This is a genomic window from Halobacteriovorax sp. XZX-3 (assembly GCF_043196495.1).
Classification (GTDB): Bacteria; Bdellovibrionota; Bacteriovoracia; order Bacteriovoracales; family Bacteriovoracaceae; genus Halobacteriovorax_A.
Map to the genome: position 1 here is coordinate 1671322 of NZ_JBEBMO010000001.1, position 13194 is coordinate 1684515.

Here is a 13194-nt window from a genome sequence, read left to right on the forward strand (position 1 = left end):
ATGCATTATTATTAACTAAATAATTTTACCAATAGATAAAATTACTGCAAGTGGCTGAATTTATGACCAGACGTAAAATGATAGTAAGTGGTGGCCTTGGCTTCCTTGGTAGCGAAATCGCCAAGAATTTCTTTCAAGAATTCGACATCACGATAATCGACAATTTATCGACAAACGTCCTTACAATAGACGATTTAGCACGTATATGTGGTGAAATCTCGTACAAAAATATGGACTTGGCCAATATGTCTGAAGAGGATAAAATCTGGCTTAATACTGAACTAAAAGACACCACAATTTTTTGTCACTTTGCTGCCGCTGTAGGAGTAAAAAAAATTGATCAATCACCCAGAGATGCAATCATTAATGAGAACAAGATAAATCACGATCTACTACCACTTTTGGCCAAATTCAAAACAAGGTTGATCTTTGCATCAAGTTCTGAGGTTTACGGTAACCAAGAGGATTGTAAAGAAGAGCAAAGTCTACAAATAGGCTCTCCCGATACACTTAGATGGGGATATGCCTGCAACAAGCTTATGACAGAGTTCTTAATCAAGAGTCACGAAATTCCACATATTATTTTAAGACTATTTAATGTAACAGGACCAGGACAATCACCTGAGTATGGCATGGTTATTCCTAAAATGGTTAGGGATGCTAAAAGAGATGGAAGAATACAAATATTTGGAGACGGAAAACAAACGAGGGCGTTTTGCCACGTTAAGGACCTTATCAGCGCAATGAAATATCTTATCAACGAAGATCGATTTGATAATCAGACAATTAATATTGGAAATGATAAAAATCGAGTCACGATCGAAGAATTAGCAACTCAAATCAAGCTAACATTAGATAAAAGTATAAAAATAGAAAAGATACCTTTTAACCATGAGTATAGTAAGAATTCAAAAGATATTTTGAAGAGATCTCCAAATATTGAAAAACTAAAAAGCTTCTATACTCCTAAAGTTACACTTCAAGAAATAATTAAAGACATAGTGCAAGGTTATGATGAATAAATTAGATAAACCTATATTAATGATTCATGAAGTATATGAATGGATGCTTAATTTGGATCTTTCAGAATATATCATTACATTTGATGATGGTCTTTATTCTCAGTACAAATACTTAGAGCATTTCTTAAAATTTGACACACCAAAAATCTTTTTTATTTCTACAAATATAATTTCTCCAGAAGACGAAATTCAAAATAAAGAGACAATTCCATGTGCAAAGGCACATGAGCTTTTCTTTAAGAATAAAGTAACAAATAATTATATGAAATGGAGCCAAATTAAAGAAATAGCAAATACAGCAAATTGCTATATAGGTGGCCACTCTCATAAACATAAAGATCTAAGAAAAAATATAAGTTTAAAAGAACTACATAGTCACTTAAAAAATGATACCGACACGATGATAAGTGAATTCGAGAAGAAAGGAATCCAAATCAAAGACTTTTGTTTTCCATATAATTACGAAACGCCATTATATAAAGAAGTCCTAAAACAAAAAGGTATTACTAATATATACGGGAGCGGACGAATCGCAATTGAGGAACTTAAAAATGCAATATAACAATCAAGACATTATTGCTATTGGAGAAGGATCCCCTCTAAACATAAATTGGGAGATGGTATCTCATTGTCAATTTGACTGTAGTTATTGCTATTACAGACCATTTACAAGTGACACTAATTATTCAACATTAAGTAAAATCGTTTTAAAGAAACTCAAAGCAATAGAAGAAGACTTCATCATTAATTTAATTGGTGGTGAACCCACACTACACCCAAATTTCCTAGAAATAATTGAAGAATTAGTTAAGATTGAAAAATTAAGAGAAATTAGAATAGTTACAAATTTTGTAAAACCTGAGAATTTTTGGTCTAAAATACCTAAGAATAACAAAATCAAAATCACTGCAAGTTTTCACCCTGAATACCCAAACAAAGGTTTTGTAAAAAAAGCGGATATTCTATCTGGCCAGTATAAAATTGATATTGCCTTTCTATTCACTAATAAAATAGATGAGTATAATCAATATAAGAATATATTTGATGATTTATACCGACTAGCTTCAAATAAAAAATTAACTTTAAATTGCATAAGACTACACAATGAGACACAACAACAAGTTTCGTATGAAGCATATCAAGAAGTAATCGAATCCTTTATAAAAGAATGTGAAGCTAAAATAACTCTACTAGAAAATAAAGAAACAACCTTAATAAAATTAAAAAACTCGATTCATCACCTTTCTAAATCAGATTTTTTAAATCATGGTTATAACAGACTTAAAGGTTGGAGGTGTGACATTAGGGCATTTATCATTCATTATGATGCTCAAGTATCCTATGCTTGTAAAAACACGAAAAAACACATTCTAACCTGTGACTTTAAAACGACAGCAATCACATGCCCTTTTGAAGTCTGCCAGTGTGATGATTATTGGAGTTTTGAAAAGGTAGCGCCATGAAAAACAAAGTATTAGTAGTAGTTGCCCATGCAGATGATGAAGTACTAGGTTGTGGAGCAACAATTAATAAACATATTAATTGTGGTGATGAAGTATTCATACTAGTTCTAACGGACAGTACTTCTGCACAAGGGAAAGATGTAGAAAACCGTCATCAAGAATTTCTAAAGGCCATGAATATCCTGGGAGTAGAAAGATTTAAAAAGTTAGATTTTAAAGACAATCGCCTAGATGGCCATGAGCTCATCGACATAATACAGAAGATAGAATCTGTTAAAAAAGAATTTTGTCCCAATATTGTCTACACACACTCATCTAATGATTTGAATATTGATCATCAAATCACCAATAAAGCAGTACTAACTGCTTTTAGAGCACTACCAGAGAATTTAACCACCCATATTTTTTCTTTTGATATACCTTCAAGTATTGAATTTCAATCTTCGCAATATCAACAAACAAGAAAAAACTATTTTAATTCAATAGATAGTGAGGACTTGAAAATAAAGATTAAGGCCATGTGCGCTTACGAAAGTGAATTGCATGCCTTCCCTCATCCTCGTTCGATTGAAAATTTAGAAATTCTCGCAAAAACAGAAGGCACAAAGTGCGGGAAATTATTAGCTGAGTCCTTCTACATTGAGCGTATTATTAATTAGAATAAAATTTAGCTATAAGCTCCACGATGTAACTTATTTCATTATCTTCGAGAGTTTCGTAAAAAGGTAAGCTTAAAGATGTAGAGTAATAGCTTTCAGCACCTGAAAACACTAACTCATCTTTTTTCCAATATGAATGTAAATGAAGAGGTTTAAAGTGTATAGATGTTTGGACTCCATTATCAGCCAAATGAATTTGAAGCTCTTTTCTATTTTCAGCATGTATGACAAAAAGAGAGGAAATAATATTTTCACTATGATATAAACAAGAGATTTGTGGAATATCCTTCAGAAGATTCTGATATCGAACAACTCTTGATTGTCGACGTTTTATTTTTTCATCAAGTGCATATATCTGATCTTTCAAAATAACTGCACTAAGATCAGTCATATTTGCTTTTCGGCCAAGACATTCAATATCATATTCTATCGGAGAAATACGCTTAATTCCATGCAAGCGAACCTTACGTAAATCTTCTAATTTACTCTCATCAGATAGAACAAAACCACCTCCATCAGGCGATGATAGTATTTTATTAGGATAAAAACTAAAGAATGCTGCATCAACAAAATGATCGAAACAATCTTTATAAATAAGTTGAGCTAAATCTTCAATAATATCAAATCCATAGCTTTGTTTTAATTCTTTAAGCTTCTCTCTGTCATAAAGATGCCCACCAATTGATACGGGAATAACACAATCAACTTTATGAGAATTTAATATCAATTTTAGAGACGCTATATCAATCATTCCTGTTTTTACATCTACATCACAGAAAATAACCTTATGCCCTAATCTACGAGGTACTTCTGCAGTAGCTGCGAATGTATTCACTGGAACAACGATATTGACCTTTGAATCAGGATAAAATGTATCTATTAAAATTTCAAAGGCTGAAGTAGCGCTACTTGTACAAGTAAAATTGGGAAAATTAAATGTTTCAGCTAATATATTCTCAACCTCGCTAACTTCACGTCCACCAGTCCAGTGACCTGATTCAATCACCCTTTTAATTTCCATTGGTAATGAGCTACTAGAATATGGACGAAAAAGAGGTATTTTCATTATTTATATAGAATTTTCTCTTGGGCTTCATACACAGGGTACTCTCGCGACAAGATATCCTTTAAGTCGTAGAATGGATTGAGATTTTTTTCAAAATAAAATATTGTATTTATATTATAATCGCAGATATACATAAAAATTGGTCGACGTTTTTGAATTTCAACATATTTTAGATCGACAATTTTAATTTCACCGCTGTCTAAATGCTTATACACTTTAGAATAGAGTTGATTATAGAAAGGGAAAAGCACATTTCGATCACTTCCCCATAAATTTCTTGTTAAGGTTACAACTGTTTCACAATCGCTTTTTTTAAGATCATCCATCTTGAACCAACCATCTTCTTCGCGATAATATTCAAAAACAAGAAAACTCTCAGATTCTTCTAGAAGCGTAGGTAGAATTGTTTTTTTATTCATTACTTTACGATATTTATTCAAGAGATCATCAAAAGTAAAATTCAGTTTACGATCGATATCTGGAGCATCAGTAACAAGATACTTAAGCGCCGGCTTAAAAACATATTTACGATTACCTACAGGTATAAAATAAAAGCTTTTACTCTTACCAAATCCTGTACCGACTGGTACATCGATATCAAATTCTTCTTTTAGCTTTTTTTGAGCTGCATAAAGAAATTCAATCTTTTTTTCTCGCATGATATGTTCAATATCCATCTAGATTTCCTTCATCCTTTTGAAGTAGGCAATACGCTCTCTAACTTTATCATACTTTGAGCTAGGATAAAGATGCTCATGCCAAAAGTAGATATTCTTCAATTTTTCTTTAGGGAAAGTAGAAATAGATGCATATCCTTCACCTACTTGATAATACTGAATTGGAAAAACATCTAGTCGGCCTTCATTATAAGCCTTCTCTATTACATACTCTTCCAAGAAGTACTTCTCTACATTTTGACAATTTTTTTGCCAACGTTCATCACCATTAGTTTCATAAAGCTTCATAAGTTCTTCAAAGAAAAATTTATAAAATCCACTTTCGCGGCGAGAAATGATAAATCCAGTATCGAGAGGATTATCCCAATCTTCTCCGATAAAACGCTGGTCTTTCTTAGAAATATCATCGTACTGCCCTACAACAATCTTATTTTCATTGTAAACGACATCAAATAAATTTGGATCAATTGGTTTAATTAAATTCATATCGAGATCAATATGAATTAGAATATCTTCCTCTAATTCCTGTTCAAGAAGCATTCCACAAAAAGGAACATTCACAAAACCTGATTCAAAATGCTTTGTTTCTTCGTGATACTTTTCTATATAGGTAACATCTAGTTCCTTGAATTTCTCTTTAGTCTTTTGCGAAACAGTATTGTGAGTTGGGCAATAAGTATATATTGGAATATCCTTCAATTCACCAGCGTTAGTTCGCCAATTCTCAAAACAAAGAATCGCCTCATCTTCATAATGTCTTTGGTTTTCAAAAGTAATCCCCTTCTCATCGTTAGTGCTTTGGCCATTACTTTCAATCATTGTTATAAGTGCAATCTTCATATGTACTACTTTGTATAATCGATATATTCATCGTCTCTATTTATATCTAGGGTAGAGCAATGTATTCCACCACCAAATATTTCACAATTCTCTAATCTAACAGGATGAGGTTTAAAACCATGCTTATCTAAAAGTTCAATGACATTTACAGCACTTTCACTTACTAAAACATTTTCTTCATCAACACTTACTATATTGATATCCATCCCACGTGTACTTGCAAGTTGAATATCGATATCCGTTTTACCGGATTCAATAACTGGCTCTGCCTTATAGTCATCAGGAAATAAACAATCCCAATTTTTAAATTTATCAGGCAAGAAATCTTTTATATTTCGATACTTAGGATTTACTAAAAATGTACCAGGCTTAAGGCAAACGAGAACTCCATCAATATGATTATCCGCTACATTAACAATATGGAAATCACTCTCGGGAAAAAATGACTTCACCCACTCAAGTCCTAGATAGTGATTATAAGAATTAACATTCACAATGACATCTTTCCCAATACGTAGAAATTGTGCTCCATCAATGGCCATTGTATATTTAGAACGATCAAAATTTTCATAATCTCTTACTGAATCCCAAGGACTTAAATCCATAGTTTCTTCAATTAACTTATTGTGTGGTGAGCGAATCCATTTTCCACCGCGTCCCCCATCAAATAATCCGTTGTACACATTATACAAGAGGGTATTTTCAAAAAATCTATTTCTTACATAAGTTGGAGTTTCAATAATATAGTCACGATATACCAAAGATACATCACGTACATTACTGGCACTTGAAAGCTCTGTTTTATAATCAGGCGTCTTAATTGTTACGACCTGCCCCAATCGCTCAGGACGATATACTTCAATACCAAGTCTTTCAAAAGTGTTTGCCAAATCATCGAGCTGTTCGTTTCGTTTTAATAGAAGATCATGATTCACATAGTATTCTTGACCAGCATGTTCTAGCCTGTCATATACTGCATGTGTTAAATTTTCTCCGTAGAAGTGCTGGAAAGTAAAATCAGCGATACGCTTACTAATCTCAAGTTCTCGTCCAACAATTATAGAGTTTAACTTACCAAATGAGGTATTACTTTTAATCACGAAATATCCTTAATACTTTCTAAATCATCATATTCAAAATCATTCATATAAAAATCACAATTAAGTTTACACTGCGTGGTATTTCCTAGAGCTTGATAGCAGTTACAAAATTCTTTTGAAAATTTTATAAAATCAGAAAAAAACTCAAAAGTACTCTCATATGAATAGATATTTACTGGCTTTACTTCTGTACTTGTATAAATAAAAGAAACGCACGGATAACAACTTCCATCAGAGTTGATATAAATTCTTTTAAACCAGGGCACAACAGGCTTTGAATACTTCTTATCATAAAGAAAATCCATATTCCCTTTAACACTTCTCTTTCTTGGAGGCTTAATTTTTCTCGTAACTAATGTAGTATCTCTAAATAATAAATCCAGGCCAAATTTTTTATTTATTAATTCCGCAGTTTCAATTGCATATTCTTCGTTAAGTTCATGCCTAGAAAAAATTGGTTCAATATTTAAAAAGTTTTTTGTTTGTTCAATATTACTTAAAACTTTAGTAAAACTACTTCCACAACGTGTTAGTTCATGTATCTCTTGTCTTGGTCCGTCAATGGCAACCTGAAAGACCATGTTTTTATATTTTTTTAGTTTATCCACATCGAGACTGAGTAGGTTTTCCCCATTAGTTGCAATAAGGATATCTTGTGAGAAATTTTCCCCCAATGAAATGAGGATATTATTAATATCACTATGCTCTAATGGTTCACCATCATTACCACAGACAAAAACTTCTTTAGGGTTAAATTTTTTGATTATAGGCAGGACTTTTGAAAAATCGAGCTCTCTTCTATTTTTATGACCAGGATTAAGGCTTGGACAACCCTGGCACTGTAAATTACAGCTATTATTTAAACTAAGTTCTATGAATTCAACAAACTTATTATATTGCATTATAGAATCTCAAGCTCCCACATATCCATTAGTCGCTTGCAGTTCTTTTCACAAATTTGACAACATTCATATTCAAAATTCTGTATCTTTTTATAATCAAGATCCCACTTTTCTAAGCGACTTTCTTCAAGCCATACATAACATGGAAAGACTGTACCATGCTGATCAATATGAATACTTTTATTGTGAAATGAGCGACAATCGATATCATAATCTTTACTACCACTAACTTTCTCGCCCCATTTCTTCTTGGCCGAGTTTATAATGACATCATACTTTCTCTTAAGTTCAGGCGTAATGAGCATTTTATCGAGATTAAAAGGGTTCTTATATACCTCTGTTTCTCGGCGATACAGTGTTTGCGTCAAATTGATATTACTAAACTCATTTAAAAGTTCATCCATACTTCCATTTTCAAGATCTTCAGCATTGTAATCGAATAAGATATGTTGGATATAATCAATTCCATAGGGATTTGTTTCACGAAAGGCCTTCGCATTGGCCCTAATATTAGCAAGACTAGTATTAACTCGATAGATTTCGTGAAGCTCTTGTGTTGAACCACAAACTGTAAAGTAGACACTATCATCAGGACCTAATATCGTACCTAACTCGGCCCACCATTCAGGATTGTGAGTGTCACCATTTGTACATATTTCAATTGCGATATCTCTTTTTCTTAAATAACGACAAAGATCAAAAATAGAGCGATATAATGTTGGTTCAGAGAAAGCACCTACCAAATGTACATACTTTGCATTTGGAAACTGATCTAATTGATTAGTAATCTCATTCAAGTGTCTCTCATTATATTTAACTTCAATATGCTTATAGTTACGTGCACACAAAGGACACTTTGCATTACAAGTACCAGTGAGATCAATTTCAATTCTCTCACTACGAATAAGGGCATCATTACTAGCAGACAAAGTCTAACTCCATTACATCAATTAATTTTTGAATTCTTCTTTCACATTTAAAACAGTCTTTAAATTTAAAGCTTAATACTTCACCATAATCAAATACTTCTCCAGAAAAATGTCCTGGTCCCTCGTATTCAGCATGGCCATAACAAGGTGATATTTGTCCAAATTGATCAATATAAATTTTACGATCTCTAAGACTCATGCATTTTATTTCAATATCCTCACTCTCACCTGGTGATGGTTTTATATTAAATAAAGCATCAATCGCTCTTTTTCTTTCATCTTCAGGACGTATTAAATCCTTATCAAAGGATTTTACATACTCATTAAATGTTCGCTGTCCTTCAGTGTCGACATTGAAAGTTTTACTAAAGCGGGCAATTATGTTCTTCATCGCCTCACTTTCATAATCTTCACGATTATATTTGAACATAATATGCTGTATATGATCGATCCCTTCTTTATTTGTCGAAATAAATCCTTGATGGTTATCCAAGATATCTTGAAGCTTACTACCAACACGATATTTTTCGTGTAGCTCTTGTGTTGAGCCACAAATAGTAAAATATATGCGATCATTAGATGAAAGTATCTCTCCTAGTTCGGCCCACCATTCAGGATTATGAGTACTACCATTTGTAAATAGTTCGATAGCAACACCACGTTCGACTAGGTATCGACAAATATCTTTAACTTCAGGATGAAGTGTTGGCTCAGATATATTTCCGGCCATGTAAAAAACTTCAAGATTAGTGAAGGTATCTAATTGTTCTTTTATTTGCTCATAGCTTCGTACATTACGTTTTAATAAATGACCCGCATGTGCGTAGTTTCTTGTACACAGAGGACAGCGTAGATTACAAGTACCCGTTAGATCCATTTCAAGCTCTAGGATTTCACTACGATGTAATGTCGTCTGTTTACAGCTCATTACCCCATCCTCTCTAAACCTATATCTTCTAGCATTTTTGTCGTCATGGCTTCACACTCATAGCAGAAGTCATATTTAAATTGATTAATTTTTGAATAATCTAAATTAAATTTCTCACCAACATTATAGATACGATAGAGAAAGCATGGAAAGATTTCACCCCATTGATCAATGGCCACAAATTTTTCTTCAAGACTTTTACAACGCATCTGACATTTAATTTCACCAGATTTATTTCGTTCGTAACGTCTCTTAGCATGACGAGAAATTAGGTTATAACTTTTTGCCAAATCTGCGGTTAATGCAATGTCATTTTTTTCATCTTTAATGAAACCAAATCTTTCATTGTATGGAAGAGTATTAATATTATACTCACGACTAAAGCGAGAGCGAATCTCTTTCATCGCATCACTTTCAAAATCTTTAGCATTATATTCAAACATGATATGCTGTAGATAATCGATATCGTACTTACATCCTTCTTTAAAAGCTTCATGATTGTCTAACACTTGTTGAAGATTAGAACGAACACGATACTTTTCATGTAGTTCTTGAGTTGATCCACAAATTGTAAAGAAAACGTGATCTCTAGGACTCATCATCGAACCAAGCTTTCGCCACCAATCTGTCGTATGTAGAGAAGCATTCGAATAAAGCTCGACTTCAATTTCACGGCCAATTAAATATTCCATAATCGTGAAAAATTCTTTATGGAGTGTTGGCTCAGAAATCATTCCGGCCATACAGCACATCTTAATATTTGGGTATTCATCAAGTTGAGCAATAATCTCACTTGCTGGTCTTTCATTATATTTAACTAAATGCTTAGCATTTGAATAACTTCGTGAACAAAGTGGACAGTCGAGATTACATGTTCCTGTCAACTCGAGTTCTATTTCAAGAATATCTTCTTTTGCTAATGAATTTGGTAATTTTTCCATAACTTACCTACTTATAGTCACACTCTGGATAATGGCCACGACGATAATGTTGTACATCATCAATTTTATCACCATCAACAGGATAGACCTTTTGTACATTTGAAATTTTCTTTTCTACGCCATCACATACAAAGAAGTACATACAATTAAAACACTCCTTACCTTTTGTGTACGTGTGCTTTCTCTTTTGAGCGGCAACTTCGAAATATTCTTTTGTATCGAGTACCTTCTCTTCAATTTTCTCCACATCGTAAGCATAAATATTCCAGTCATTACGATCATAAATATGCTGATAAACACCAACGACATATTTCTCATACCCCTGCATAAAACAAAATGGGATATAGCGGACATTAATTTGAATACTATTGTTGAGACTATCAATGGCCTTTTTAATATATTTACTTAGATGTTCATAACTTTGTGACTCAAGTCGATCAGCATCTTCCCAATAATTAAGAGGAAGGAAGTTTAATTGATAAGGCATGATCTTATTGATTAATTCGACATATTCATTGAGTAGTTCTGCATTCTTATCAGTTACAGTACAGTTTATACGAACCCTAATGCCTATTTCTTGGCAATTTGAAATGGCCTTTAGCATTTTTCGAAAGGCACCCTTTCTTCCAACAATTGAATCATGATTTTCTTCATTAACTCCGTGAAGACTAAAAAGTAATTCCGTTAACCCATGTTCTTGCGATTTTTTACAGAATTCTAAGTTTGCAAACTTCGCACCATTTGTCAGAGCAGAAATATTTGTAAAACCTACTTCCTTGCAATAGTCGAGAATAGCAAACCAATCACGGTGGACTGAACTTTCTCCACCACTAAGATCAATTTCTCGCATTCCACAGTTATAGATCTTTTGTGCTCTTTTTTTAATAGTTTCTAATGGAGTCACTTTATCGAGATCATCAAGGTAATAGCAGAAGTAACATTCATAATTACAGAATGTACCTGTGTCGAGCTTCGCTCTTTTATTGAATTTATCATTTATTAGCTTCAATCCTGAGTGGCTAAAAATATTATAATCCAATATGTTCTCCCAAGATTTCTAGTATGGGATCTCCCTCTTTTAAGAATATCGATTCAAAGTCATTGTCGATATCCCACTTTCTCCAGTAGAGGCCTTTATCTTCATCCCAGTAGTCTATATTATAATACACAACCTCTTTTTCAAAAAATTTACATTCCGCAATCATTCGAGGACTACAATCAAACTTACGAGGAACGGGTGTATAGATATATCTATCAAACTTTTCAAATAAGTCAGGTACTGGCATCTCTGGAAAAACAAAGCGATCAGAGAGCCCATCTAGACGCTCTACAGGTCGGTTTTCCCTATTGGTTAAGCACATGAATTTTCCATCATATTGATTTAAAAGGTCTAGATACATCTGATCAGGGATATTTCGACAATTTTTTGTGCCATACAACAAGTTACAACGATTTGATTTTGTAGGCTTTTTAAGACGATCAAAATTGATACGTTTTTTGTAATCAATAGCATTCTTACAATCACGATAAATACGGGCATCTTGTAAGATATAAACATTATCTTTATCGTTATCTTGAAGTTCTTTATCACCACAGGCGAAGTGAAAGATCTTCTGTGCAAGAATATGTTTTCCCATAAGTGATTTAGCACCACCATCAGTAAAGAGAATATTATTAGCGTGTACTAAATTAGGACGATTAACAAATATTGTATCTTTTTCAAGTTGCAACAGCTCTTCATTTGAAATGATGTATTTACCAACAACAGAATCTCTAAATGTAGGCCAATCAATATCTTCACAAAGAAGAATTCCAACTCGCATATAATCTTTCAAAAAAAGATAGTAATCAATAACCTCGTATGTATGTCCACATAGGCCATGATTATTTGCACTCCAGCTATATGTTAACCAGAGATCATAATTTTCTTTATCTAATCTAAGAATCATATTAATCCAAAAAGTCTTGAATTAACTTATCTTCATCCGTTAAGTGATAAGCTTCAAATCCATTTAATAAGATATCATTATATCGCATATTTACGGAGTCTTGAATAACACTCTTAAAGATTTCGACCTTCTTCTTATAATAAAGGCTTTCGGGAACAAGACGATTATTTGTATCAACTTTACCAGATTGATAATACAACATTGTATCAAATTTCTCGTGTAAATTTTCGTGATGCTTATTAGCGATTTTATAAATTAGTTTTCGATCCCTGTAGAGCTCAGGTATCACAACATTCGTATAGTCTAGAGATGGCGTATTAACAAAGACATAGTTATCAACTGTATTGAGATCTTTATAATTTCCAAACGAGAATTTTAAAAGTTCTTGCTCATCAAAATTTTGATATTCATAGAATCCGTAATACTTGACCTTTTTCATCCCATAACGTCGCATTTCATGGCCTTCATTTGAAAAAACCACCAGGTCACATGGAATTGTTTCTCCAAGAAGTTTAAGCGTATGAATATCAAGAATCATACAACGCTTAGGCTTTAATTTAAAAATATCATAAACACTATTAGTAACGAGAAAGTCAGAAATATATTCATCCGGAAAATGGTATCTTTCTTTGAAAACACTAATCCAGTTGATTCTTTCTTCTTGGGTGCAGTTATAGAGGACAAATTTCACATCACTGCTTCGAGCTCTTGAGAATAA

Annotated in this window: 15 protein-coding genes; 4 read left to right on the plus strand and 11 right to left on the minus strand. The window is 32.9% G+C overall.

Annotated elements, in window-relative coordinates; all coding sequences use genetic code 11:
- The first annotated feature begins 62 nt into the window (after positions 1 to 62).
- The 4 genes from ABMA70_RS07935 to ABMA70_RS07950 are packed head-to-tail and all read left to right on the plus strand — an operon-like array spanning position 63 to position 3144.
- Complete coding sequence (locus tag ABMA70_RS07935; protein WP_392990574.1) at positions 63 to 1022, plus strand: NAD-dependent epimerase/dehydratase family protein; 960 nt, start codon at positions 63 to 65, stop codon at positions 1020 to 1022.
- Positions 1012 to 1584 carry a polysaccharide deacetylase family protein gene (locus ABMA70_RS07940; RefSeq protein WP_392990572.1) on the plus strand — a complete coding sequence of 191 codons (573 nt, stop codon included), beginning with the start codon at positions 1012 to 1014 and terminating at the stop codon, positions 1582 to 1584. Before ABMA70_RS07935 ends, ABMA70_RS07940 begins: the two co-directional genes overlap by 11 nt.
- Positions 1574 to 2485 (plus strand): radical SAM protein, encoded by a 912-nt coding sequence (locus ABMA70_RS07945; RefSeq protein WP_392990570.1) that lies wholly within the window; start codon positions 1574 to 1576, stop codon positions 2483 to 2485. Before ABMA70_RS07940 ends, ABMA70_RS07945 begins: the two co-directional genes overlap by 11 nt.
- Complete coding sequence (locus ABMA70_RS07950) at positions 2482 to 3144, plus strand: PIG-L deacetylase family protein (RefSeq protein WP_392990568.1); 663 nt, start codon at positions 2482 to 2484, stop codon at positions 3142 to 3144. The genes ABMA70_RS07945 and ABMA70_RS07950 overlap by 4 nt, the downstream gene beginning before the upstream one ends.
- Here the strand turns inward: ABMA70_RS07950 and ABMA70_RS07955 are convergent.
- From ABMA70_RS07955 to ABMA70_RS08005, 11 genes are read right to left on the minus strand one after another with little or no spacing between them, the layout of a single operon-like run.
- The gene (locus ABMA70_RS07955) at positions 3137 to 4210 is read right to left on the minus strand and encodes a DegT/DnrJ/EryC1/StrS family aminotransferase (RefSeq protein WP_392990565.1); all 1074 of its coding nucleotides are present in this window, start codon (positions 4208 to 4210) and stop codon (positions 3137 to 3139) included. The two genes, ABMA70_RS07950 and ABMA70_RS07955, sit on opposite strands and share 8 nt — an antisense overlap.
- The gene (locus tag ABMA70_RS07960; protein ID WP_103218774.1) at positions 4210 to 4887 is read right to left on the minus strand and encodes a hypothetical protein; all 678 of its coding nucleotides are present in this window, start codon (positions 4885 to 4887) and stop codon (positions 4210 to 4212) included. Before ABMA70_RS07960 ends, ABMA70_RS07955 begins: the two co-directional genes overlap by 1 nt.
- Positions 4888 to 5727: a hypothetical protein gene (locus tag ABMA70_RS07965; protein ID WP_392990563.1), complete on the minus strand. Its 840-nt coding sequence runs from the start codon at positions 5725 to 5727 to the stop codon at positions 4888 to 4890.
- Positions 5728 to 5732: 5 nt separating this feature from the next.
- A complete protein-coding gene (locus ABMA70_RS07970) occupies positions 5733 to 6827 on the minus strand; it encodes a hypothetical protein (protein ID WP_392990561.1) in 1095 nt (364 codons plus the stop codon).
- Positions 6824 to 7729: a radical SAM protein gene (locus ABMA70_RS07975; protein WP_392990559.1), complete on the minus strand. Its 906-nt coding sequence runs from the start codon at positions 7727 to 7729 to the stop codon at positions 6824 to 6826. Before ABMA70_RS07975 ends, ABMA70_RS07970 begins: the two co-directional genes overlap by 4 nt.
- Positions 7729 to 8658 carry a radical SAM protein gene (locus ABMA70_RS07980; protein ID WP_392990557.1) on the minus strand — a complete coding sequence of 310 codons (930 nt, stop codon included), beginning with the start codon at positions 8656 to 8658 and terminating at the stop codon, positions 7729 to 7731. Before ABMA70_RS07980 ends, ABMA70_RS07975 begins: the two co-directional genes overlap by 1 nt.
- Positions 8648 to 9586 (minus strand): radical SAM protein, encoded by a 939-nt coding sequence (locus ABMA70_RS07985; protein ID WP_103218769.1) that lies wholly within the window; start codon positions 9584 to 9586, stop codon positions 8648 to 8650. The genes ABMA70_RS07980 and ABMA70_RS07985 overlap by 11 nt, the downstream gene beginning before the upstream one ends.
- The gene (locus ABMA70_RS07990) at positions 9586 to 10527 is read right to left on the minus strand and encodes a radical SAM protein (RefSeq protein WP_392990554.1); all 942 of its coding nucleotides are present in this window, start codon (positions 10525 to 10527) and stop codon (positions 9586 to 9588) included. Before ABMA70_RS07990 ends, ABMA70_RS07985 begins: the two co-directional genes overlap by 1 nt.
- Before the next feature lie 7 nt (positions 10528 to 10534).
- A complete protein-coding gene (locus tag ABMA70_RS07995; protein WP_392990551.1) occupies positions 10535 to 11566 on the minus strand; it encodes a radical SAM protein in 1032 nt (343 codons plus the stop codon).
- On the minus strand, positions 11556 to 12476 hold the full coding sequence (locus ABMA70_RS08000) for a hypothetical protein (RefSeq protein WP_392990550.1): 921 nt from the start codon (positions 12474 to 12476) through the stop codon (positions 11556 to 11558). The genes ABMA70_RS07995 and ABMA70_RS08000 overlap by 11 nt, the downstream gene beginning before the upstream one ends.
- 1 nt (position 12477) lies before the next feature.
- Positions 12478 to 13167 (minus strand): hypothetical protein, encoded by a 690-nt coding sequence (locus ABMA70_RS08005; protein WP_103218765.1) that lies wholly within the window; start codon positions 13165 to 13167, stop codon positions 12478 to 12480.
- Positions 13168 to 13194 lie beyond the last annotated feature (27 nt).

Bases quoted from the DNA above. Each gene is read 5' to 3' on its own strand.
- ABMA70_RS07935 (WP_392990574.1), top strand. From the start codon at position 63: ATGACCAGACGTAAAATGATAGTAAGTGGTGGCCTTGGCTTCCTTGGT.
- ABMA70_RS07940 (WP_392990572.1), top strand. From the start codon at position 1,012: ATGATGAATAAATTAGATAAACCTATATTAATGATTCATGAAGTATAT.
- ABMA70_RS07945 (WP_392990570.1), top strand. From the start codon at position 1,574: ATGCAATATAACAATCAAGACATTATTGCTATTGGAGAAGGATCCCCT.
- ABMA70_RS07950 (WP_392990568.1), top strand. From the start codon at position 2,482: ATGAAAAACAAAGTATTAGTAGTAGTTGCCCATGCAGATGATGAAGTA.
- ABMA70_RS07955 (WP_392990565.1), bottom strand. From the start codon at position 4,210: ATGAAAATACCTCTTTTTCGTCCATATTCTAGTAGCTCATTACCAATG.
- ABMA70_RS07960 (WP_103218774.1), bottom strand. From the start codon at position 4,887: ATGGATATTGAACATATCATGCGAGAAAAAAAGATTGAATTTCTTTAT.
- ABMA70_RS07965 (WP_392990563.1), bottom strand. From the start codon at position 5,727: ATGAAGATTGCACTTATAACAATGATTGAAAGTAATGGCCAAAGCACT.
- ABMA70_RS07975 (WP_392990559.1), bottom strand. From the start codon at position 7,729: ATGCAATATAATAAGTTTGTTGAATTCATAGAACTTAGTTTAAATAAT.
- ABMA70_RS07985 (WP_103218769.1), bottom strand. From the start codon at position 9,586: ATGAGCTGTAAACAGACGACATTACATCGTAGTGAAATCCTAGAGCTT.
- ABMA70_RS07990 (WP_392990554.1), bottom strand. From the start codon at position 10,527: ATGGAAAAATTACCAAATTCATTAGCAAAAGAAGATATTCTTGAAATA.
- ABMA70_RS08000 (WP_392990550.1), bottom strand. From the start codon at position 12,476: ATGATTCTTAGATTAGATAAAGAAAATTATGATCTCTGGTTAACATAT.